Raw genomic sequence first — 20,076 nt, forward strand, 5'->3', positions numbered from 1 at the left:
AGCTCTGTCGGCGGCCGTCTGCACTGTTTTTGAAAGGTTTGATGCATGCGCGTTCTGATTGCTGAACACGACCACCCGGTGTACGCCCGCCTGTTGCGGGAGGCCGCGCCTGATCTGGAAGTCCTGACCAGTGGCGACTCTGCCGAACTGGCCCGACAGGCTGCCGATTGCCCGATCTGGCTCGGCCAGCCTGATTTACTGGCGACTTTGCTGCGCCAGGGTCACCAACCACAATGGCTGCAATCGACATGGGCTGGCATTACGCCGCTGCTGGCGGACGGCCTGCCGCGGCACTACCGCCTGACCCGCGCCGTGGGGATTTTTGGCCAGGTGATGGCCGAGTATGTGCTCACCTACATGCTGGGCCATGAGCGCGAAGTGCTGGCGCGGTTGGTCAGCCAGGTCGAACGCAAATGGGACAGTCGCCATGGTCAGAGCCTGGCGGGGCGCAAGGTGCTGATTGTCGGCACGGGTGACATCGGCCAGACCGTTGCGCAGTTCCTGATGCCGTTTGGCGTTGAACTGTATGGCATTGCCAGCAGTGCCCGGGAGCAGGCGCCATTTGTCGAAGTCGGCACGATGGCGGATTTGCCGCGCCTGGTCGGTGAAGTGGATTATGTAATCAATCTGCTGCCAAACACCCCAAACACCCACGATATCTACGATGCGGCGCTGTTCAGGCAGTTCAAGCCAACCGGACTGTTCATCAATGTCGGGCGTGGTGTTGCGGTGGTCGATGCTGATCTGGTGGAAGCCTTGAAAGAAGGTCATCTGGCAGGTGCGGTGATTGACGTCTGCCGCCAGGAGCCACTGCCACAGCGCCATCCGTTCTGGACAGCCTGGGGTCTGTTGCTGACGGGACACAGTTCGGCACCGACTTCGCCATCGTTGATGGTCAAACTGTTTGTCGAGAACCTGCGGGCCTATCAGGCGGGCGAGGCATTGCGCGGGGAAGTGGATTTCAATCGCGGGTACTGAATTCACGCTAAACCTGCAGGAGCCGAGTTTGCTCGCGATGGGGTCATCACATTCGACATCATTGTTGACTGTGAAACCGCTATCACGAGCAAGCTCGGCTCCTACGGTAGATCTGCAGTGCGGCTTATAGGGAGAAATCGCCTTCAGTGGCCAGTTCTCTCAACGGACGACGCGGGCTTGGCTCTTCACGGGCTTGCAGGTACTCGGCCAGGGTGGCCTTGTCGCCCAGCTTGCCGACTGCCACGGCCGCGTGCAGGGCATAGCCTTCAGGAATGTTCAGCTCCTTGCGGGTCAGTTCCTGGTCGAAACCGGCCATGCCGTGAGTGTGCCAGCCACTCAGGCTCGCTTGCAGCGCCAGGTGGCCCCAGGCCGAACCGGTGTCGAAGGTGTGCCACAGCGCCGGGGTTTCTTCAGTGGCGCCAGGTACCGCGAAAGTGGTTTTCGAAATCACGATGACCAGTGCCGAGGCGTGTTGCGCCCAGCTCCGGTTGAACTCGTTCAACAGGCCCAGATAGCGTTCCCAGTTTGGCGTGTCGCGACGTGCGTAAAGAAAGCGCCAAGGCTGCGAGTTGTACGCCGACGGTGCCCAGCGGGCGGCTTCGAAGAAGCTCAGCAGGGTTTCTTCTGGAATGGCCTCGCCGGTAAAGGCGCGGGGCGACCAGCGATCGGTGAACTGAGGGTGAATGGCGTAATCGGCAACGCGTGGATTTGCACTCATCAAGAGATTCCTTGTGACATTTGAACATCGGGGCGACGCAAAACCCTACTTGGCGCCGCCAAAACTGACAAGCGCGTTCTACCGACAGTCGCCAATGCTTGGCCCGCAGGGCTGCGGGCACTAGACTGGCGGCCTTTTCATCACCTGATGTCGATGCTCGAACCATGGCCGCCAAAGTAGAACCGTTCTGGAAACGCAAAACCCTCGATCAACTCGATCAAGAGGAATGGGAATCGCTGTGCGACGGTTGTGGCCTGTGCTGCCTGCAAAAGCTTGAAGATGAAGACGACAACAGCGTCTATTACACGCGCATCGCCTGCAAACTGCTGGACATGAAAACCTGCCAGTGCACCGATTACCCGAACCGTCGCGACTCCGTACCCGATTGCATCCAGCTCACGCCCGGCAAGGCTGACGAGTTCAAGTGGCTGCCACCGACCTGCGGTTATCGCCTGGTCAGCGAAGGCAAGGATTTGCCACTCTGGCATCACCTGGTCTGTGGTGATCGCGACGCAGTGCACCACGAGCGTATTTCCCAGTCCGGACGCATGCTCGCCGAAGGCAGCGTGCCGGAAGATGATTGGGAAGATCACCTGATTTTCCGCGCGGGTTAAGCGAACTGCGAGTCAACGGTTTCACCAAGGAGTGTGTATGGCTGTGGGGTGGCAGCGGGCGCTGATCGCAGGAATATGGCTATTGAGTTCGCCGGTGTGGGCGGCGAAGAAGGTCGATCTGGATTACCACGTGCTGCTGTTGCCGCACAGTGATCAGGCGCAAGTGCGCTTGACCCTGGCCCAGGGCTCGGCGGTACGCAGCCTGGATTTCGCCCTCGGCGACGGCGGCCGTTACAGCGATTTCAAGGCCGACGGTCAATGGCAGCTCACACCCGGCAAGCAGGCCCGCGGCATCTGGCGCCCGGCGTCGGACAAGGCCAGCCTGACCTATCGCGTGCGTATCAGCCATGGCCGAAAAAGCGCCAGCTTCGATACACGCATGACACCGAGTTGGGCGTTGATGCGCGGCGACGATCTGGTGCCCGCCGCCAGGCTTGATCAGCAGGACGGGATCGAACTGGTTTCACGCCTTGAGTTTGAGTTGCCCAATGGCTGGAAAAGCGTCGAGACGGCCTGGCCGCGAATCGGCAAGAACAAGTTCCGCATCGACAACGTTTCCCGTCTGTTCGACCGGCCCACGGGCTGGATGCTTGCGGGCAACCTTGGCAGCCGCCGCACCCGGCTCGGTGAAACCGAAGTCACGGTGACGTCACCGCAAGGCCAGGGCATGCGGCGAATGGATGTACTGACGCTGCTGACGTTTGTCTGGCCGCAAGTCCAAGCTGTGTTTCCTCGGCACCCCACCAAGTTATTGATTGTGGGTGCCAACGATCCGATGTGGCGCGGCAGCGTGGCGGCGCATGAGTCGATCTACTTCAACAGTCGCTTGCCACTGGTCAGCGAAAGCGGCGGCAGCGCGCTGGTGCGTGAACTGGCCCAGGTGTTCGGTCGGATCAATGACTCACAGCGCAGTGACTGGATCAGCGAAGGATTTGCCGAGTACTACGCCATTGAATTGCTGCGCCGCGCCGGCGGCATGAGCGATGAGCGGTTCGAGAGCCTGCATGGAAAACTGCTCAAGTCTGGCCAGAAGGTCACGACATTGCGCGGGGAGCAGGTCAATCCGGCGCAAGTGGCCAGGGCAGTGGTGTTGTTGCAGGATCTGGACCGCGAGATTCGCCTGAAGACGCGCAACAAGCGTTCGCTGGATGATGTGGTGCGCGGAGCGATGCGGCTGGAAAGCATCGATACCAAGGTGTTCGTGCAGCTCAGTGAGAGCGTACTTGGTGAGCCTTCCAGGGTGTTGGATAGCGAGTTGCTTCGGTAAAGATCAAAAGACGCAGCCTGCCGCAGTTCCTGCAAATGAGCTGTGCAGGAGCGGCAACAGGCTGCGATCTTGTGATTTTCAGGCTTTCGGCGACTTCAACGAATCATTGCCGGTGACCGTAGCGGTTTTGGTCGCCGCTTCGGCATTGGCCTTCAGCGTCTTCAACTCTTCACCGGCACGCTGGATTCTTGCCCGCACGTTGTCCATGTCCTGACGACTTTTTTCCAGCAGGCTTTTGGCCGAGCTGTGGCCGGTGATGCCACGGGCCAGGGCCACGCCGCCGATAGCCACCTGGATCAGGCCAAAGATGCCGCCGCGCCGCAGACCCTTGCCGACCATTACCACGCCCCCGGCCAGCGAGCCGATGCGTTCCCAGCCCTGAACGTTTTGATCGGACGGGCTCTGGAAGGGGGTGGATTCGATGCGTTCTACGCGTTTGAGTTCGCTCATGATCTGTCTCCAGGCAGCAAGGACTGTTTCAGTAATCGATAGTTAAGCTGACTGCGCAGGCGTGCCGCTTGTTCCATCGAATGTGCGGCAACTCAGCGGAATTTTGGTCCCGAACGAGTATTGAGACCTTTGGCCATGCGGTCGTAGAGCACGACGTTGACCGTAGCGGCCAGGTTCATGCAGCCGGTGGTCGGGATGTAGACCACGTCTTCGCACCAGTCGCGAATTTCCTTATCCAGCGAACCGTCTTCCGGGCCGAAGATGTACAGCGCGCGGTCCGGGTGGGTGTACTCGGGCAGCGGACGGGCGCCCTCGACCAGTTCCACGGCGACCGGAACGCAATTGAGGGGCAGGATTTTCTTCAGGTCATCGATGCCGATCAGTGGGATGTCGTAATGGACGCGCTTGGTATCGGTGACGAAATCGGCGGCCCGTTCATAACGCTTGCCGGTGTAGAACACCGACGCCACGCCATAGCAACCAGCGGCGCGCATCACGGAGCCGACATTCTCCGGTGATTTGGGGTTGAACAAACCAATGCAGCTGTACCGTTTGTCTGCCACGAGCGGGGTGCCTTTTGCGAAAAAAGCGCGATTATACGGGGATTGGGGGAGGGGTGGTCAGTGATCGTTCCCACGCTCCGCGTGGGAATGCATCCCGTGACGCTCTGCGTCACATTCAGAAGCGGAACGCGGAGCGTCCCTGGCGGCATTCCCACGCAGAGCGTGGGAACGATCAGTGCAAGACCTTCAGTCTTCTTTCTTCATCAAGCCGGCCAGCGCGGCAAACGGGTTATGCGTGGCCTTGGCGATTTTCGGCGTGCTCAGCGAACCTTCGCCGAAGTATTGCTGGTCGGTATAACGCGAGTGCTCGTTATCGTGGCAGTACAGGCACAACAACTCCCAGTTCGAGCCGTCCTGTGGATTGTTGTCATGGTTGTGGTCGCGGTGGTGCACGGTCAGTTCGCTCAGGCGCTTGCCGGAGAACTCACGGGCGCAGCGCCCGCACACGTGCGGATACATCTTCAGGGCTTTGTCACGGTAGCCCATTTCCTTGTCGCGCTGATTGTCGGCAAGGATGCGATCGAGCTTCGACGTGTTGGTTGGGGTGGACGAACTCATGGGTTCACCTTTGTAGAAAGACTAATGACGGTTATGCAGCCAGTTTAGCTCAGCCCTTGAGCTTCTCGGCAATCCAGATGGTATGGCGGGTGCCCTTGTTGCCGTGGGCAAAGACTTGCACTTCCTCGGCCTTGAACCCGGCTTTTTTCAGTTTGTCGGAAAACTGCCGGTCGGCGCTGGCTGACCAGACTGCCAGCACGCCTTTGGGGCGCAGGGCTTTGGCGCAGGCGCTGAGGCCGCCGGCGGAATAGAGCCAGCTATTGGCCCGCTGGGTCAGGCCTTCGGGGCCGTTGTCGACGTCGAGCATGATCGCGTCGAAGCCCTGCGGCTCGGCTTGCAGAACTTTGGCCACGTCTTCCATGCGCACGACAGTGCGCGGGTCCAGTAGCGGGTTGCCGGCTTTCTCGCCCAAAGGGCCACGGTTCCACTCCACCACGCCGGGTACCAATTCGGCGACCACCACTTCAGCGCTCTTGCCCAGGTGCTTGAGTGCCGAGGCAAGGGTGAAACCCATGCCCAGGCCACCGATCAACACCCGTGAATTCGGACGACCGGCGACCTTGCGGCAAGGGATTTCGGCCAAAGCATCTTCAGATCCGTGCATTCGCGTGTTCATCAACTGCCCGCCATCGCCGCCCTGGATCTTGATGACGAAATCCTCGCCATACTCGAACAGGCACAGGGCGCCGCCGTTCTCGGGAATGGGGGCGGTATCGAGCAGAACGAAACGTTTCATGGGGCTCACTTGAGGAAAAATGGCAGCACAGGGGAAGGCAAACCGACGCAGTTGGGAGTAGCCTGCAAATGACAACAAGGCCAACGGAGCCATTGATGAAGCGCACCATTCTAACGGTCATTGCCATGGCCGCGCTCTCGATTACTGCAGTGCAGGCCCAACCGCTGCAATCTCTGCCTGTCAGCCCTGCACCCATGCCCGGTTCACCGGGTACCGCGACGCCTACGCCGTATCCGCAAATCAGCCCGGCGCCTTTGCCCAAAGTGGGTCCGGGCAGCGGCGGTCCGCCGTTGGTGCCGATCGAAAGGCCGAGCCCGCCGATCAAGGATCAGCCGTTGCCTGGCATTGAGACAAACCCGCCGAAAGCCAAGTCGCCCGGTGGTTAGACCTGCTGTGTCAGCAGTTGCCCGTCAGCCATGCGCAGGCGTTTGGAAAGGGAGACGGCGAGGGCGCGGATGATCTTGGCGGCGATTTTCGGGGCGTCGTTGAGCATTTTTTCCAGCGAGTCCTTGCCCAGGTTCAGCAACTGACAGTTGCTCGCGGCCACACAACTGGCAGAGCGCCGCTCTCCGTCGAGTACGGCCATTTCGCCGAACGAACGACCGCTGCGCAACGTGGCGATGGTCACCTGCTGGCCGTCACTGGTGGTTTTCTGCACGGCCACCTGGCCGGTGTGGATGATGCACATGAACGTGCCGGCATCACCCTCGTGGAATATCTCTTCGCCCTCGGTAATGGTGCTGATGCTGAAATAGCCCGAAGCCGCGGCGAAGTCGGCTGGCAACAGCTGATTGAACAGGCCGCAGTCCATCAGCCAGTCGCGGATTTCGTTGTTCAGTAAGGTCGGTTCTGACATGTCGTGCGGTCTTTTTTGTTGTGTCTGTTCCGGGTTTCAAATTGCCCTGTAGGAGCAAAGCTTGCTCGCGATGAGGCCGCCACATTCAATATCAATGTTGAATGAGTCGCCGCCATCGCGAGCAAGCTGTGCTCCTACAGCGGACGGTGTTCTGTCGGCTTCCGGTGTCCGGAATTAAGACCGGTTCATCAGGCCAAGTTCCTCAGGCAACGCCCAAAACCTTGAACAAAAATGCATATTCGAGTGCTACGTCACGCAATCCCTGGTATCGGCCACTCATTCCACCATGGCCGGCGCCCAGTTCGGTCTTGAGCAGCAGGGGGTTGGTGTCGGTTTTCATCGTGCGCAATTTCGCCACCCACTTGGCCGCTTCCCAATATTGCACGCGACTGTCGTTGTACCCGGCGATGACCAGCATGGCCGGATAGGCTTGCGCCTTGACGTTTTCGTACGGGGCGTAGGCCTTGAGTCGATCATAGACATCCGGCTCCTGCGGGTTGCCCCACTCATCGTATTCGGTGACGGTCAGCGGCAGGTCCGGGTCGAGCATGGTGTTGAGCACGTCGACGAACGGCACTTCTGCAATCGCCGCACCGAACAGCTCCGGGCGTTGATTGAGCACCGCGCCGATCAACAGGCCACCGGCGCTGCCGCCACTGATCGCCAGTTGCGGTGCACGGGTGAATCCATTGGCGATCAAGTGCTCGGCACAGGCAATAAAGTCGCTGAAGGTGTTTTGCTTGTGTTCCTGTTTGCCTGCGCGATACCAGGCTTCACCCAATTCGCCACCGCCGCGCACGTGGGCGATGGCAAACGCCATGCCGCGATCGAGCAAGCTCAGGCGCGCGTGGGAGAACCAAGGGTCGAGGCTTTCGCCATAGGCGCCGTAGCCGTACAGATACAGTGGCACCGGTTTGCCCAGCGCTTCGCGCTTGATCACCAGGCTGATCGGTACCTGCGTGCCGTCGGGGGCGGTAGCCCACAGACGCTGGCTGACGTAGGCGTCGGCATCGAACGGACCGAGCACCGGGGTTTGCTTGAGCACTTGCTGTTCGCCGTTGCTCAATTGCAATTGGCGGATCTGTGCCGGACGGTTCAGCGCTTCATAACGCAGGCGAATCCGTTCACTGACGAACTCCAGGCTGTTCTGCACATGCAGGCTGTACGCCGCGTCCGGCAGCTGCACCCGGTAGCTCGGCAAATCCTGCGGGTGAACTTCGATGATGGGCAGGCCACCTTCACGCAGGCTCAGGGTCATGGCACTCGCGTTGAGGCTCATGCCGTCGATCATCACCGTGTCACTGTGGGGGATCAGGAGCTGCCATTGGGCCTCGATCGGTGCCACGCCGGTATCGACAGCGGTGTACAACGCGAAGTTGATGCCGTCGCGGTTGGTGCGGATGAACCAGGTCCATTGGCCATCGAGTGCGCCATGGTCGACGTCGTACTCGTGGTCTTCGACCCTCGGCGCAATACAGGCAAAGGCCTGTTGTGGCTGGTTGGCGTCGAGCACCCAGACTTCGCTGGTGGTCTTGCTGCCCACGGACAGCAGCAACTGCTGTTCAGAGCTGGCGCGGTAGCAATGCATGAAGAAGCGGCCGTCCGTTTCATGGAACACTTCTTCGGCCGCCGTGCCGTCCAGGCGATAGCGGTACAGCTTGTGCGGGCGGTGGGTGTCGTCCAGTTCGCCGAAGAACAGCGTCAGGCTGTCGTTGGCCCAGGTCATGCTGCCGTCACAGTCCAGGAATTCCAGTTCGCTGACACGACCGTCAGACAATTCCTTCACGAACAGCGTGTAAATTTCATCGCCCGTCGAGTCTACGCTGTAGGCCAGGCGCTGATGGTCCGGACTGATGCTGAACGCCCCGAGAGAAAAGAAACCGCCGTTGGCCAGCTCGTTCGGGTCCAGCAGCAGTTGTTCCCGGCTTTCGTCGAGGGTCAGGCTGTCGTCGGCCGGACGTGGGCAGCGGTAATGACGGGCGTATTCATCGCCCGCCGTGGTGCGCGTGTAATACAGGTATGGTCCCCATGGCGAGGGCAGGGACAGGTCGGTTTCAAGAATCCGTCCCTTGATCTCTTCAAACAGAGTTTCACGCAGTTCGGCCTGATCGGCGGTTTGCGCTTGCTGATAGCTGTTTTCAGCCTTTAGGTAGTCGAGCACCGCATCGGTGTCGCGCGCTTGCAGCCAGGCATACGGGTCGGCGCCTTCGGCCTTGTGGGCGATCGGGGCGTCGCAAATGTTGGCGGATATGGGCATGAAGGGCTCTCGAACAATGTACGAAATGGTCGACGCCATCAGCGGGGCAGCCTGACGGGCGAAAAGCCGTTATCATAAGCGCCTCTTTGCCTGCCTTGCCATGGACACCATGACCGAGAACGACTATCTGATCGCTTGGGGCCTCTACGCCTTTGCCGCTTTGGGCTGCCTGTTGGTGTGGATGCGCATTACCCGCTGGATGTGGCGCTGGCTGCGTGAGCCGCTGCGGTTGCTGGTGGCGGTGCTGTTGTTCAGCCCGACGATTATTGACCCGGTGAAGGAAAAAGTCGCCCCGGCCATCGCCATTACCGCCCTCGACCTGCTGTTCAAGGTCGGCAACAACGCCTGGCGGGCCATCTCCGATCTGTTCATGTACGGCATGATCGCCTTCGGTCTCTACCTGGTCTTCGTGGCAATCCGCTTCGCCATCGAACGTGGAGCAAACGCTCGCAAGGAACAGGCTGCCGCCGCCAAAGCCGCCGCCCGTGCCGATGATCCGGAAGAAGAGGAGCATCCTTTTGGTGGTGCTGGCGATGATCGCTATGGCCGTCCACCTGTGCCGAGCAATCCCCAGCGCATGCGGGTCGAACCTCGCCTGTAACCTTGCCCCCTGCCATTGAGCGAGAGTCCGAGCATGTGTGAGTTATTGGGCATGAGCGCCAATGTCCCGACCGATATCGTGTTCAGCTTCACCGGGCTGATGCAGCGCGGCGGGCGCACCGGTCCGCACCGTGACGGCTGGGGCATCGCCTTCTATGAAGGTCGCGGCTTGCGGCTGTTCCAGGATCCGGCCGCGAGTTGCGAGTCGGAAGTGGCGAATCTGGTGCAGCGCTACCCGATCAAGAGCGAAGTGGTGATCGGCCATATTCGTCAGGCCAACGTCGGCAAGGTCTGCCTGTCCAACACGCATCCGTTCGTCCGTGAACTGTGGGGCCGCAACTGGTGTTTCGCGCATAACGGCCAACTGGCGGATTTTCAGCCGACGGCCAGTTTCTATCGTCCCGTGGGTGATACCGACAGCGAAGCGGCGTTCTGCGATTTGCTCAACCGCGTACGTGCGGCGTTCCCCGAGCCGGTCGACGTCGAAGCGTTGTTACCGGATCTGGTGGCTGCGTGCGCCGAATACCGTAGCAAAGGCGTGTTCAACTGTCTGCTCAGCGATGGCGACTGGTTGTTCTGTTATTGCTCGACCAAGCTGGCACAGATCACCCGGCGCGCCCCGTTTGGCCCGGCACGCTTGAAGGATGTCGATGTGATCGTCGACTTCCAGGCTGAAACCACTCCCAAGGACGTGGTGACGGTGATCGCTACCGAACCGTTGACCGAAAACGAAACCTGGACCCGTTACGAACCGGGTCAATGGAGCCTGTGGCGACGCGGTGAATGCGTCAGTCAGGGCCAGACCTCATAAGGATCCGATACCCATGTTGCTCAGTTATCTACGGCTGGTGTTGTTTGCGGCGGGACTGTTGATCGGTGTCCAGGTGCCGGGGTTCATCAACGATTACGCCAAGCGGGTCGAGGCGCACCTGATTGAAGCTCAGGCCGGGTTGAGCGGCTTCCAGAACACCGCCAATCAGTTTTTCAAGGGCGATATGCAGGCGCTGGTGGCGCATTACCGCGCCAGTGAAGACCCGATCTTTCGCAGCGATGCCGACAGCCTGAGCAACCTGCTGAGCCGTCAGGTCGCGCTGGATAAACAGTTCCAGGCGATGCAAGGCCCGTGGTACATCCGGTTCCTGCAAGTGGTGCTGGCGGCCGATCCGGATATCCGCAAGGAAACCTGGAATGGCTACAGCTACCAGATCCTGCTGACCCCGGAAGCGATGATCTGGGGCATGAGCGGTGCGTTGCTGCTGTCGTTCGGCATCGAGTGCCTGTTTCGCCTGATCGACTGGGTGGTGCTGGGCGGCAAACGCCTGCGCCAGAGCCGACCGATTGAAGAGCGGGATTTACGCGGACTTTGACAGATCGTTCCCACGCTCTGCGTGGGAATGCCTCAACGGACGCTCCGCGTTCGGCTCTAATGGGACGCGGAGCGTCCCGGGTTGCATTCCCACGCGGAGCGTGGGAACGATCATCCGCTGGCCAAAACGATGTAATTCTCACCCACCTTCCGTGCATACCCCTCCAGCACCTGCTGACACAACGCCACGATCTCTTCGGCCCACTCCACGCCCACGCGCCACGACACCACCACCTGTAAGTCCGGTGGGCGTTGCTCGATGTCGAGCAAGGTCAGTTCTCCGCGCTCCAGTTCCTCGGCCACCAGTACCGGGGGCAACGCGCCGATTCCAAAACCGTCCCGCAGCAACCGGGTAATTGCCGACACTGAATTCACGCAGTTCAGTCGCGGTGCGGCCACGCCATTGGCCTGCATCAGGGCAAGCACTTCCTGATGCGGGTGGGAGTTCTTCGAGTAGGTGATGATCCGTTCATTCGCCAGGTCGGCAATGCCCGAATACGCGCGGTTATAGAGGGAGTTACTGGCAGCGATCCAGCCCATCGGGTGGCTCGCCAGTTCTAGGCTGCGCACGCTTTCCTGACGCAACAGGTCGGTCTGCAGGATCACATCGAGGAAGCCTTTTTGCAGCTGATCGCAGAGGTTCAGCGAGGTATCGGCCACCAGCTCGATTTCCACCAGCGGATAGTGATCGGTCATCTGCGCCACCAATGGGCTGAGCCACGTGTGGATCACGGTGTCCATCACGCCGATGCGCACGCGCCCGGCCTTGCTCGAGCGGGTCTCGATCGACTGCTTGAGTGCCTGCATGGTGTCCATCATTTGCTCGGCGTAATCGAGCACTTTCAAGCCTTCGGGCGTCAGGCTCACGCCGCGTGAATCACGCAGGAACAACTTCACCCCAAGTTCGCTTTCCAGCACGGCGATGCGACTGGAAATCGACGCCTGGGTGGTGAACAACTTGTCGGCGGTCAGGCGAAAACTCTTGAGTCGGGCGACCCAGACAAAGGTCTCGAGGAACTTCAGGTTCATGGGATAAAGATTTCTTATGCCTAAGGCAGGTTTTTATTAGTTGGACGCAGCACGGCAGGGCGCACAAAAATCTGGCCATCCGGTTCCCACGATAGGCGTCGTCGGGGCTCAGAACAATACCAATAAAATCAGCGCGGAGATTTGCCATGAGTGCGTCCGACACCCCCGCCATTGCGAAAGCCACGGCTCGCCCGGGACCTTTCGACTGGTATCGCAATATCAATCAGCAGGAACGCCGCACCTTCTGGAGCTGCAAGATCGGCTATGGCCTGGATGGCATGGACACCCAGATGCTCAGCTTCGTGGTGCCGACCCTGATTGCCATGTGGGGCATCACAACTGGCCAGGCCGGGTTGATTCACACCAGCACGTTGATTGCGTCCGCCATCGGTGGTTGGGTCGCGGGGATTCTCTCCGATCGGATCGGCCGGGTGCGAACGTTGCAACTGACCGTCCTGTGGTTTGCCTTCTTCACCTTCCTTTGCGGGTTCGCGCAGAACTACGAACAACTGCTGATTGCCCGTACGTTGATGGGCTTCGGTTTCGGTGGCGAATGGACCGCGGGCGCGGTGCTGATCGGCGAGGTGATTCGCGCCAAGGACCGTGGCAAGGCCGTGGGCATGGTGCAATCGGGCTGGGCGCTGGGCTGGGGCCTGACCGCGATCCTGTACGCGCTGCTGTTCTCTGTATTGCCGCCAGAAGACGCCTGGCGCGCGCTGTTCATCCTCGGCATCGTGCCGGCGATTTTCGTGATTTTCGTCCGTCGCCTGGTGAAAGATCCGGAAATCTACCGCGAAGCCAAAGCCAGGCAGGAGCCAAGCAATCCGTCGAAGTTCTACGAGATCTTCGCTCCGGGCATACTGTTCACCACGATTCGCGCTTCGTTACTGACCACCGGCGCGCTGGGCGGTTATTACGCAATCACGTCCTGGCTGCCAACCTTCCTGAAAAACGAGCGCGGTCTGAGCGTGCTCAATACCAGCGGGTATCTGGCGATGGTGATCGTCGGGTCCTACGTCGGTTATGTCATCAGCGCGTACCTGACCGACATCCTCGGCCGCAAAAAGAACTTCATCCTGTTCGCTGTCGGCTCGTTCACCATCGTTTTGCTTTACACCCAATTGCCGGTCAGCAACGGCGTGATGCTGTGGCTGGGCTTTCCGCTGGGGTTCTTCGCCTCGGGGATTTTCAGTGGCATGGGCGCGTTCCTGACCGAATTGTTCCCTACGCGCATTCGCGGTTCCGGCCAGGGCTTTTGCTACAACATCGGTCGGGCGCTGGCGGCGTTGTTCCCGCTGCTGATCGGTCTGCTCAGCCAGACCGTGCCGCTGAGCGTGGGCATCGGCGCCTTTGCAGCAGTGTCCTACGGCGTGGTGATCCTTGCAGCCTTGAGCCTGCCGGAAACCCGTGGCAAGCAACTCGACGCTCAGTAACTGATAATCTGCGGACGTGTCATACGGATATGTCCCGCAGCCAAAAAGAACAAAGCCTACAGGAGTGTTCACCGTGAGCCGCCTGCTATTGAACTGCGACATCGGCGAGAGCTTCGGTAACTGGACCATGGGTCTGGACGCCGAGGTCATGCCTTTCATCGATTGCGCCAACATCGCCTGCGGCTTTCACGCCGGTGATCCGAGCATCATGCGCAAGACTGTCAGCCTCGCGCTCAGCCATGGCGTGCAGATCGGCGCCCATCCGGCCTATCAGGACCTGGTGGGGTTCGGCCGGCGCTCCATGGCCTACGCCACCCAGGAACTGCAGGATATTGTGCATTACCAGATCGGCGCGCTTGATGGCATCTGCCGGGCGCAGGGCGGACGCGTCAGTTACGTCAAGCCCCACGGTGCGATGTACAACGACATGATGGCCAATCCGGCGCAATTGCGTGCGGTGCTGCAAGCTGTGGCGTCCTATGACCGCGAACTGCCGTTGATGTTGATGGCCACCAGGGACAACAGCGCCGCGCAGCAACTGGGTGATGAATATGGCGTGACCCTGTGGTTCGAAGCCTTCGCCGACCGTGCCTACGACAGCGCCGGCATGCTGGTTTCGCGACAACTGCCGGGGGCGGTGCATCACGATCCGGAAAAAATCATCGGGCAGGCGCTGACCATTGCCCGTGGCGAACACCTCACCGCCAGCGACGGCAGCGCCTTGCACCTGCAGGCCAACACCCTCTGCGTGCACGGCGACAACGCCAGTTCGGTGGCCGCCGTGCAACGGATCCGCCAAGCCCTGAACCAGCAGAGCACGTCATGAAACTGCGGGTGGAAGTGGTCGCGCTGGATTGCCTGATGGTGCGCCTGTTCGATGAGATCGCAGAAGCCAACATGCCGTGGATGCTCGCCGCCAGCGAAAGTCTGCGGGCAGCGTTTGCCGGGCATCTGATCGATCTTGTGCCGTCCTATACAACGTTGATGGTGCATTACGACCTGACAGCATTGAGCCCGGCCCAGGCCCGTGAATTGATCGCCGAAGCGTTGATCGATCTGTCGCCCAACGCGCGCACTCGTGGCACCTGTCACGTGTTGCCGGTGTGGTACGACCTGAGTGTCGGCCCCGAGCTGAGGCTGTTGTCGCAACGCAGCGGCTTGGCAGTGGAGGAGGTGATCCGGCGTCACAGCGAGCGTGAGTATCAGGTGTTCGCCTTGGGCTTTGCCCCCGGCTTCGCTTTCATGGGGCTGGTGGAAGAGGTGCTGGCCGCACCGCGCCTGAACACCCCGCGCAAGAAAGTCGCCGCCGGCAGTGTCGGCATTGCCGAGCGACAAACGGCAGCCTATCCGGTGGTGTCGCCGGGTGGTTGGAATCTGATCGGCCGCACGCCCGCCCGATTGTTTGACCGCAACCGTGACGGCTACAGCCTGATGCAACCGGGAGATACGGTGCGCTTTGAAGCTGTAGGTCATGCCGAATTCATCAATCTGGGCGGGGACGATACGCCTCTGGAGGCCCAGGCATGAGCCAGTTGACGATTGAGGCGAGTACGCCGTTGTGTCTGTTGCAGGACGCCGGCCGTTTCGGTGTGCGGCATCTGGGCGTGACCCAGGGTGGCGCCGCCGATTGGCGTTCGATGTCCTGGGCCAATTGGTTGCTGGGTAACGCGCTGGATGCCGCGGTGATTGAAATCACCCTTGGCGGGTTCACTGTTGTGGCCGAAGAAGATTGTGTATTGGCGTTGGCCGGAGCGGACCTCGGTGCACGCATCAATGGTGAGGCGTTGGCCCCTTGGCGCAGTTTCCGGCTGAACAAAGGTCAGCGTTTGCAATTCACTCAGCCATTGCTCGGTGCGCGTGCCTATCTGGCCGCACCGGGCGGGTTCGATGCGCCGAAGGTGTTGGGCAGCAGCGCGACAGTGGTCCGTGAGGCGCTCGGCGGGCTGGACGGCATGGGCCACGCGCTGACCAAAGGCGCGAGTTTGAGCTATTCGGGCAATTCAGTGATGTTGTTGCGGGAATTGACCGCAGGCCAGCGGCCGGACCTGAGTCTCGAGGCTCCTTTGGACCTGGTCATCGGCGCGCAGATCGGCCAATTCAGCGGACAAAGCCTGTTCGATGCGTTCAACAACGCATGGAGCCTCGACAGCCGCGCCGACCGCATGGGCATTCGCCTGTTGGGCACGGCGTTGCAGTACCAGGGCAAACCGATGATCTCCGAAGGCATTCCGCTGGGGGCGGTCCAGGTACCGCCGGACGGGCAGCCGATTGTATTGCTCAATGACCGGCAGACCATTGGTGGGTATCCGCGATTGGGGGCGTTGACGCCGTTGGCGCTGGCACGATTGGCGCAGTGTCTGCCGGGGGGGCAGGTGCGGTTGAAGCCGGTGGTGCAGGAGGTGGCGCATCGGGAACAGGTCGAGTATTTACAGCGGTTTTTGAGCCGCTAAAAGCATCGCGGGCAAGCCCGCTCCCACAGGGTTGAACGTTGTTCACAAAATTTATGAACAACACAAATCATTGTGGGAGCGGGCTTGCCCGCGATGGCGTCAGACCAGGCAACACAAATCACTTGGAAAGAAACCGCATTCCTTCCTCCAACCCGCGCAAGGTCAGCGGATACATCTGGTCATCGATCAAGTCCCGCACAATATTGGTCGATGAGGTATAGCCCCAAGTGTCCTTCGGGTACGGGTTGATCCAGATGAGTTTCTTGTACTTTTCCTTGAACCGCTGCATCCACACATAACCGGCTTCTTCGTTCCAGTGCTCGACACTGCCACCGGCCTGGGTGATTTCATACGGCGCCATGGCGGCGTCGCCGATGAAGATCACTTTGTAGTCGGCGCCGTACTTGTGCAGCAGGTCCATGGTCGAGGTGCGCTCGGACGTGCGGCGCATGTTGTTCTTCCACACCGATTCATAAATGAAGTTGTGGAAGTAGAAGTACTCCAGATGCTTGAACTCGGTCTTGCAGGCCGAGAACAGCTCTTCGCAGATCTTCACGTGCGCATCCATCGAACCGCCGATATCGAACAGCAGCAGCAACTTGACGGTGTTGCGCCGCTCCGGTCGCATCTGGATGTTCAGCAACCCCGCGTCCTTGGCGGTGTGGTCGATGGTGCCATCGATGTCCAGCTCTTCTGCAGCGCCCTGGCGAGCGAACTTGCGCAACCTTCGCAGGGCGACCTTGATGTTGCGGGTGCCCAACTCGACCGAATCGTCCAGGTTCTTGTATTCACGCTGGTCCCAGACCTTGGCCGCCTTGCCCTGGCGCTTGCCGGCGTCGCCGACCCGAATGCCTTCCGGGTTGAAACCACCGGAACCGAACGGGCTGGTGCCACCGGTGCCGATCCATTTGTTGCCACCGGCATGGCGTTCCTTCTGTTCTTCCAGGCGTTTCTTGAACTCTTCGATCAGCTTGTCAAGGCCACCGAGGGACTGGATCGCGGCGCGCTCTTCATCGGTCAGCGAGCGCTCGAACTCCTTGCGCAGCCAGTCTTCCGGAATCAAGGCCTGCAGGTGGTCGTCGAGCTTTTCCAGGCCATTGAAGTAAGCACCGAAGGCCCGGTCGAACTTGTCGAAATGCTTTTCGTCCTTCACCAGGATCGCCCGGGACAAGTAGTAGAACTCGTCCATGTCGGCGAAGGTCACGCGCTGTTTCAGCGCGTTGATCAAGTCCAGCAGCTCGCGTACCGAGACCGGCACCTTGGCTGCGCGCATTTCATTGAAGAGATTGAGCAACATGGGTTGACGCCTGTTCAGTAGTGCTTAGCGGCTGCCGCGACGACTCATGAACGCCAGACGTTCAAGCAATTGCACGTCTTGTTCGTTCTTTACCAAGGCACCGGCCAGCGGCGGGATAGCCTTGGTCGGATCGCGTTCGCGCAGTACCGCTTCGCCGATGTTGTCGGCCATCAGCAGCTTCAGCCAGTCCACCAGTTCGGAGGTCGATGGCTTCTTCTTCAGCCCCGGCACCTTGCGCACATCGAAGAACACATCCAGCGCTTCGCTGACCAGGTCTTTCTTGATGTCCGGGTAGTGCACGTCGACGATTTTCTGCAGGGTGCTGCGGTCCGGGAAGGCGATGTAGTGGAAGAAGCAGCGACGCAGGAAAGCGTCCGGCAGCTCTTTTTCGTTGTTGGAGGTAATGATGATGATCGGACGCTTTTTCGCCTTGATGGTCTCGTCGATCTCGTAAACGTAGAACTCCATCTTGTCGAGTTCTTGCAGCAGATCGTTAGGGAATTCGATGTCGGCCTTGTCGATTTCATCGATCAGCAGGATCACCCGTTCGTCGGACTCGAAGGCTTCCCAGAGCTTGCCTTTTTTCAGGTAATTACGGACGTCGTGGACCTTTTCGTTGCCCAGTTGCGAGTCGCGCAGACGGCTCACCGCGTCGTACTCGTAAAGGCCTTGATGAGCCTTGGTGGTGGATTTGATGTGCCAGGTGATCAGCTTGGCGCCAAAGGATTCGGCCAGTTGTTCGGCGAGCATGGTCTTGCCGGTGCCCGGTTCGCCCTTGACCAGCAATGGCCGCTCCAGGGTGATGGCGGCGTTGACCGCCAGCTTCAGGTCATCGGTGGCGACGTAGGCCTGGGTGCCTTCGAACTTCATCTGCTAATCCTCGAACGGTAACGCCGACCTGAAGGGCAGGGCGGGGCGCAATAAAATAGTCAGCCCCGACTATAACGCGCTGCCCGGTCGACTGTGAACGCAGACGGCTTATTCAGTCTCTGAATGGAGCGTCACATCTTGACTCAGTCTCGGCGGCTGGCCAGTATTGAGCTATCGCCACAATGGCGATAGCTTGCGATGCATGTCTACCAGATATCGGTTTCGAGATACCTATCGCATTCAGTTGCGCGAAAAGGATCATCCGCCACCTCACGTCCACCTGGTCGGTGGCGGGCTGGATGTGATGTTGAGCCTGGAAACCATCGAAGTGATGGCGGGCAAGGCACCGCCGCTGATTATCAAGGAGGCGCAGCAATGGGTCAGGGCTCATCAGGCGCAATTGCTGGAGGATTGGAAACAATGTTACCCATGAAACGACCACGATTGTCGGCGGTTCAGGCTTTGCCTGATTACCGGATGGCCCTGACCTTCATTGACGGTCAGCAATTGATTCTGGATTTGAGCCAAGACCTGCAAGCCTTTGCGGGGCTACAACCGCTGTTGGGAAGTGCTTTTGAACAGGTCGTGCTGGGGGATGACGGCTGGTTCGTCGAATGGCCCGAGCAGGACATCCAGATTGGCGCCGATACCTTGTATCTGGATGCTCTCGCGCAAAATGCGTCGGATGAAAATACCCGCATTTTTATCGACTGGCGTGCACGCACCGGCTTGTCACTCAATCAGGCCGCCGAGGCACTGGGAGTTAGCAGCCGCAGTATCAGCCGCTACAGCAGCGGTCGCGAGGCGGTGCCACGTTCTCTGGCTTTGGCGTGTCTGGGCTGGGATTATTTGCAACTGCAATCGAAAAGCCCCAGGGCAGCCGAGGAAAACGGCCGCTACATCGTCACGCGTAAGCGTTAATCGCTGTCCGGCTTCGATCGCTCGTAGCGCGCATTGAATGCCTGGATGAAACCATTGCGCAAAATCTGCAAAAACGCTTCGAAAGCGCTGATATCTTGCTGGTGCACGCTGCCGCTGAGTTCGACCCGGGTGGCGAACTGGTTTTTACCCTGATTCTTCAGCACGGTTTCGGTACCGCCCACCAGCGCTTCCCAGACTGAGCGGAACAGGCCTTTTTTTTCGTTTTCCACGTCTTGTTGCCAGTTGAATACATCGACGTCGCGCAACAGCGGCTTTATGTAGCCTTTGAGCCGGCCTTTGTTCGCTTCGGCTTCGATCACCACATCGCCATGGCCGGCATTGAAGTCGAACTTGCCATAGGCAGAAGCAAAGTCATTCATGCGTTTGAGCTCGATTTTCCTGGCTCGCATGCGGAATTCAAACTCCTCGAAATTGCTCATTGGATCGAAGGTCGCAGTGGTTTCAAGCGGTGCGTGCCCCAGCAGCAACGCCTTGCCTTCGAACCGTGCGTCGCGTTTGCCTTCGGTGTCGACCACGTTGGTCAGGTTGAAAATGCTCGCGTCGACATTGGTGGCATTCATGTTCACCGGAGGTTTTGAATTGAAGTTACGGAAACTGATTTTGCCGTCCCGGATCCGCACTTCGTTCAAGGTGATGGGCAACAGTTTGCCCAGCTGCGCCCGCCAGTCGGTGCCCTGGCCGGTCTGAGAGTTCTTTTTGTTGGCGCCACCGTCGACGAAGTTCACTTCGGGTTTGATGAACTGGACTTCGGCGACGACCGCATGGTCGTGCCAGAGCGAGTGCCAGCTGACAGAGAGGTCGATCAACGGCGCATTGACGAAGGGTACCGGTACCTTGCCATCGACCTTGACGATTTTCAGCCCGTTGATTTTGTAGGCGCCACGCCACAAGGCCAGGTCCACGTCGGTAATCTGGCCGCGATAATCGCCCATGTCTGCCAACCGGTCGTTCAAGTAGTCACGCACCAGGTAGGGCAGTGCGAAATGCAGGACAATCAGCAGCACAACAAGGCCGGCGAGGGTCCATAGCGGCCAGCTGTATCGACGTTTCATAGTGGCAAATCTCTGGCGATCTAAAGCCATTGACTGCACT

At 59.7% G+C, this 20,076-nt stretch carries 24 protein-coding genes; 13 read left to right on the forward strand and 11 right to left on the reverse strand.

What is annotated here, in order from left to right:
• The first annotated feature begins 45 nt into the window (after window positions 1–45).
• Window positions 46–978 (forward strand): D-2-hydroxyacid dehydrogenase, encoded by a 933-nt coding sequence (locus tag D8U73_RS09270; RefSeq protein WP_056856004.1) that lies wholly within the window; start codon window positions 46–48, stop codon window positions 976–978.
• Window positions 979–1,102: 124 nt separating this feature from the next.
• Here D8U73_RS09270 and D8U73_RS09275 read toward each other — a convergent pair whose 3' ends face one another.
• The gene (locus tag D8U73_RS09275) at window positions 1,103–1,696 is read right to left on the reverse strand and encodes a nitroreductase family protein (protein WP_130904303.1); all 594 of its coding nucleotides are present in this window, start codon (window positions 1,694–1,696) and stop codon (window positions 1,103–1,105) included.
• A 164-nt stretch (window positions 1,697–1,860) separates the two neighbouring features.
• Between D8U73_RS09275 and D8U73_RS09280 the strand changes: the two genes are divergently transcribed.
• Both D8U73_RS09280 and D8U73_RS09285 read left to right on the forward strand, forming a co-directional pair.
• Window positions 1,861–2,310: a YcgN family cysteine cluster protein gene (locus D8U73_RS09280; RefSeq protein WP_130904304.1), complete on the forward strand. Its 450-nt coding sequence runs from the start codon at window positions 1,861–1,863 to the stop codon at window positions 2,308–2,310.
• A 37-nt stretch (window positions 2,311–2,347) separates the two neighbouring features.
• Entirely contained in the window at window positions 2,348–3,577 is a 1,230-nt protein-coding gene (locus D8U73_RS09285) for a hypothetical protein (RefSeq protein ID WP_130904305.1), read from the forward strand.
• A 78-nt stretch (window positions 3,578–3,655) separates the two neighbouring features.
• Here D8U73_RS09285 and D8U73_RS09290 read toward each other — a convergent pair whose 3' ends face one another.
• The 4 genes from D8U73_RS09290 to D8U73_RS09310 all read right to left on the reverse strand — a co-directional run bounded on the left by D8U73_RS09290 (window position 3,656) and on the right by D8U73_RS09310 (window position 5,884).
• Entirely contained in the window at window positions 3,656–4,027 is a 372-nt protein-coding gene (locus D8U73_RS09290) for a DUF2892 domain-containing protein (RefSeq protein WP_056856000.1), read from the reverse strand.
• 92 nt (window positions 4,028–4,119) lie between these two features.
• The gene (locus tag D8U73_RS09295) at window positions 4,120–4,590 is read right to left on the reverse strand and encodes an RNA methyltransferase (protein ID WP_056855999.1); all 471 of its coding nucleotides are present in this window, start codon (window positions 4,588–4,590) and stop codon (window positions 4,120–4,122) included.
• Window positions 4,591–4,776: 186 nt separating this feature from the next.
• Window positions 4,777–5,148 (reverse strand): YajD family HNH nuclease, encoded by a 372-nt coding sequence (locus D8U73_RS09305; protein ID WP_007944009.1) that lies wholly within the window; start codon window positions 5,146–5,148, stop codon window positions 4,777–4,779.
• A gap of 49 nt (window positions 5,149–5,197) precedes the next feature.
• On the reverse strand, window positions 5,198–5,884 hold the full coding sequence (locus D8U73_RS09310; protein WP_056856304.1) for a hypothetical protein: 687 nt from the start codon (window positions 5,882–5,884) through the stop codon (window positions 5,198–5,200).
• Between the two features lie 95 nt (window positions 5,885–5,979).
• On the opposite strand from D8U73_RS09310, the gene D8U73_RS09315 reads away from it, so the two are divergent.
• The gene (locus D8U73_RS09315; RefSeq protein ID WP_056855998.1) at window positions 5,980–6,270 is read left to right on the forward strand and encodes a hypothetical protein; all 291 of its coding nucleotides are present in this window, start codon (window positions 5,980–5,982) and stop codon (window positions 6,268–6,270) included.
• On the opposite strand, the gene D8U73_RS09320 is transcribed toward D8U73_RS09315, so the two are convergent.
• Window positions 6,267–6,740: a cyclic nucleotide-binding domain-containing protein gene (locus D8U73_RS09320; RefSeq protein WP_130904307.1), complete on the reverse strand. Its 474-nt coding sequence runs from the start codon at window positions 6,738–6,740 to the stop codon at window positions 6,267–6,269. The two genes, D8U73_RS09315 and D8U73_RS09320, sit on opposite strands and share 4 nt — an antisense overlap.
• A gap of 202 nt (window positions 6,741–6,942) precedes the next feature.
• Window positions 6,943–8,997, reverse strand: a complete 2,055-nt coding sequence (locus tag D8U73_RS09325) for a S9 family peptidase (protein WP_130904308.1) — start codon at window positions 8,995–8,997, stop codon at window positions 6,943–6,945.
• A gap of 100 nt (window positions 8,998–9,097) precedes the next feature.
• Between D8U73_RS09325 and D8U73_RS09330 the strand changes: the two genes are divergently transcribed.
• From D8U73_RS09330 to D8U73_RS09340, 3 genes are read left to right on the forward strand one after another with little or no spacing between them, the layout of a single operon-like run.
• Window positions 9,098–9,598 carry an MFS transporter gene (locus tag D8U73_RS09330; protein WP_130904309.1) on the forward strand — a complete coding sequence of 167 codons (501 nt, stop codon included), beginning with the start codon at window positions 9,098–9,100 and terminating at the stop codon, window positions 9,596–9,598.
• A 33-nt stretch (window positions 9,599–9,631) separates the two neighbouring features.
• Window positions 9,632–10,408, forward strand: a complete 777-nt coding sequence (locus D8U73_RS09335) for a class II glutamine amidotransferase (RefSeq protein WP_130904310.1) — start codon at window positions 9,632–9,634, stop codon at window positions 10,406–10,408.
• A gap of 13 nt (window positions 10,409–10,421) precedes the next feature.
• Window positions 10,422–10,964, forward strand: a complete 543-nt coding sequence (locus D8U73_RS09340) for a DUF2937 family protein (RefSeq protein ID WP_056855993.1) — start codon at window positions 10,422–10,424, stop codon at window positions 10,962–10,964.
• Window positions 10,965–11,074: 110 nt separating this feature from the next.
• Here the strand turns inward: D8U73_RS09340 and D8U73_RS09345 are convergent, their stop codons facing one another.
• Entirely contained in the window at window positions 11,075–11,992 is a 918-nt protein-coding gene (locus D8U73_RS09345; protein WP_130904311.1) for a LysR family transcriptional regulator, read from the reverse strand.
• A gap of 146 nt (window positions 11,993–12,138) precedes the next feature.
• Between D8U73_RS09345 and D8U73_RS09350 the strand changes: the two genes are divergently transcribed.
• From D8U73_RS09350 to D8U73_RS09365, 4 genes are all read left to right on the forward strand, one after another.
• Window positions 12,139–13,425, forward strand: coding sequence for an MFS transporter (locus D8U73_RS09350; protein WP_056855991.1), 1,287 nt, complete (start codon window positions 12,139–12,141; stop codon window positions 13,423–13,425).
• 73 nt (window positions 13,426–13,498) lie between these two features.
• Complete coding sequence (locus D8U73_RS09355; RefSeq protein ID WP_130904312.1) at window positions 13,499–14,251, forward strand: 5-oxoprolinase subunit PxpA; 753 nt, start codon at window positions 13,499–13,501, stop codon at window positions 14,249–14,251.
• Complete coding sequence (locus D8U73_RS09360) at window positions 14,248–14,952, forward strand: allophanate hydrolase subunit 1 (RefSeq protein WP_056855989.1); 705 nt, start codon at window positions 14,248–14,250, stop codon at window positions 14,950–14,952. Before D8U73_RS09355 ends, D8U73_RS09360 begins: the two co-directional genes overlap by 4 nt.
• A complete protein-coding gene (locus D8U73_RS09365) occupies window positions 14,949–15,875 on the forward strand; it encodes a biotin-dependent carboxyltransferase family protein (protein ID WP_130904313.1) in 927 nt (308 codons plus the stop codon). Before D8U73_RS09360 ends, D8U73_RS09365 begins: the two co-directional genes overlap by 4 nt.
• Window positions 15,876–15,993: 118 nt before the next feature.
• On the opposite strand, the gene D8U73_RS09370 is transcribed toward D8U73_RS09365, so the two are convergent.
• A complete protein-coding gene (locus tag D8U73_RS09370) occupies window positions 15,994–17,172 on the reverse strand; it encodes a VWA domain-containing protein (RefSeq protein ID WP_056855987.1) in 1,179 nt (392 codons plus the stop codon).
• A gap of 24 nt (window positions 17,173–17,196) precedes the next feature.
• Window positions 17,197–18,042 carry a MoxR family ATPase gene (locus tag D8U73_RS09375; protein ID WP_056855986.1) on the reverse strand — a complete coding sequence of 282 codons (846 nt, stop codon included), beginning with the start codon at window positions 18,040–18,042 and terminating at the stop codon, window positions 17,197–17,199.
• A gap of 202 nt (window positions 18,043–18,244) precedes the next feature.
• Between D8U73_RS09375 and D8U73_RS09380 the strand changes: the two genes are divergently transcribed.
• Both D8U73_RS09380 and D8U73_RS09385 read left to right on the forward strand, forming a co-directional pair.
• Window positions 18,245–18,475 carry a DUF4160 domain-containing protein gene (locus D8U73_RS09380; protein ID WP_056855985.1) on the forward strand — a complete coding sequence of 77 codons (231 nt, stop codon included), beginning with the start codon at window positions 18,245–18,247 and terminating at the stop codon, window positions 18,473–18,475.
• A complete protein-coding gene (locus D8U73_RS09385) occupies window positions 18,463–18,963 on the forward strand; it encodes a DUF2442 domain-containing protein (protein ID WP_056855984.1) in 501 nt (166 codons plus the stop codon). Before D8U73_RS09380 ends, D8U73_RS09385 begins: the two co-directional genes overlap by 13 nt.
• Here the strand turns inward: D8U73_RS09385 and D8U73_RS09390 are convergent.
• The gene (locus D8U73_RS09390; protein WP_056855983.1) at window positions 18,960–20,036 is read right to left on the reverse strand and encodes a DUF748 domain-containing protein; all 1,077 of its coding nucleotides are present in this window, start codon (window positions 20,034–20,036) and stop codon (window positions 18,960–18,962) included. The genes D8U73_RS09385 and D8U73_RS09390 overlap by 4 nt on opposite strands.
• Between the last annotated feature and the right edge of the window lie 40 nt (window positions 20,037–20,076).

The sequence above is a fragment of the Pseudomonas sp. Sample_22 genome (assembly GCF_004307635.1).
GTDB lineage: Bacteria > Pseudomonadota > Gammaproteobacteria > Pseudomonadales > Pseudomonadaceae > Aquipseudomonas.

Excerpts from the sequence above, each read along its gene's own strand:
- D8U73_RS09270 (WP_056856004.1), top strand. The coding sequence starts at position 46 with ATGCGCGTTCTGATTGCTGAACACGACCACCCGGTGTACGCCCGCCTG.
- D8U73_RS09275 (WP_130904303.1), bottom strand. The coding sequence starts at position 1,696 with ATGAGTGCAAATCCACGCGTTGCCGATTACGCCATTCACCCTCAGTTC.
- D8U73_RS09280 (WP_130904304.1), top strand. The coding sequence starts at position 1,861 with ATGGCCGCCAAAGTAGAACCGTTCTGGAAACGCAAAACCCTCGATCAA.
- D8U73_RS09285 (WP_130904305.1), top strand. The coding sequence starts at position 2,348 with ATGGCTGTGGGGTGGCAGCGGGCGCTGATCGCAGGAATATGGCTATTG.
- D8U73_RS09290 (WP_056856000.1), bottom strand. The coding sequence starts at position 4,027 with ATGAGCGAACTCAAACGCGTAGAACGCATCGAATCCACCCCCTTCCAG.
- D8U73_RS09305 (WP_007944009.1), bottom strand. The coding sequence starts at position 5,148 with ATGAGTTCGTCCACCCCAACCAACACGTCGAAGCTCGATCGCATCCTT.
- D8U73_RS09310 (WP_056856304.1), bottom strand. The coding sequence starts at position 5,884 with ATGAAACGTTTCGTTCTGCTCGATACCGCCCCCATTCCCGAGAACGGC.
- D8U73_RS09315 (WP_056855998.1), top strand. The coding sequence starts at position 5,980 with ATGAAGCGCACCATTCTAACGGTCATTGCCATGGCCGCGCTCTCGATT.
- D8U73_RS09320 (WP_130904307.1), bottom strand. The coding sequence starts at position 6,740 with ATGTCAGAACCGACCTTACTGAACAACGAAATCCGCGACTGGCTGATG.
- D8U73_RS09325 (WP_130904308.1), bottom strand. The coding sequence starts at position 8,997 with ATGCCCATATCCGCCAACATTTGCGACGCCCCGATCGCCCACAAGGCC.
- D8U73_RS09330 (WP_130904309.1), top strand. The coding sequence starts at position 9,098 with ATGGACACCATGACCGAGAACGACTATCTGATCGCTTGGGGCCTCTAC.
- D8U73_RS09335 (WP_130904310.1), top strand. The coding sequence starts at position 9,632 with ATGTGTGAGTTATTGGGCATGAGCGCCAATGTCCCGACCGATATCGTG.
- D8U73_RS09340 (WP_056855993.1), top strand. The coding sequence starts at position 10,422 with ATGTTGCTCAGTTATCTACGGCTGGTGTTGTTTGCGGCGGGACTGTTG.
- D8U73_RS09345 (WP_130904311.1), bottom strand. The coding sequence starts at position 11,992 with ATGAACCTGAAGTTCCTCGAGACCTTTGTCTGGGTCGCCCGACTCAAG.
- D8U73_RS09350 (WP_056855991.1), top strand. The coding sequence starts at position 12,139 with ATGAGTGCGTCCGACACCCCCGCCATTGCGAAAGCCACGGCTCGCCCG.
- D8U73_RS09360 (WP_056855989.1), top strand. The coding sequence starts at position 14,248 with ATGAAACTGCGGGTGGAAGTGGTCGCGCTGGATTGCCTGATGGTGCGC.
- D8U73_RS09365 (WP_130904313.1), top strand. The coding sequence starts at position 14,949 with ATGAGCCAGTTGACGATTGAGGCGAGTACGCCGTTGTGTCTGTTGCAG.
- D8U73_RS09370 (WP_056855987.1), bottom strand. The coding sequence starts at position 17,172 with ATGTTGCTCAATCTCTTCAATGAAATGCGCGCAGCCAAGGTGCCGGTC.
- D8U73_RS09375 (WP_056855986.1), bottom strand. The coding sequence starts at position 18,042 with ATGAAGTTCGAAGGCACCCAGGCCTACGTCGCCACCGATGACCTGAAG.
- D8U73_RS09380 (WP_056855985.1), top strand. The coding sequence starts at position 18,245 with ATGTCTACCAGATATCGGTTTCGAGATACCTATCGCATTCAGTTGCGC.
- D8U73_RS09385 (WP_056855984.1), top strand. The coding sequence starts at position 18,463 with ATGTTACCCATGAAACGACCACGATTGTCGGCGGTTCAGGCTTTGCCT.
- D8U73_RS09390 (WP_056855983.1), bottom strand. The coding sequence starts at position 20,036 with ATGAAACGTCGATACAGCTGGCCGCTATGGACCCTCGCCGGCCTTGTT.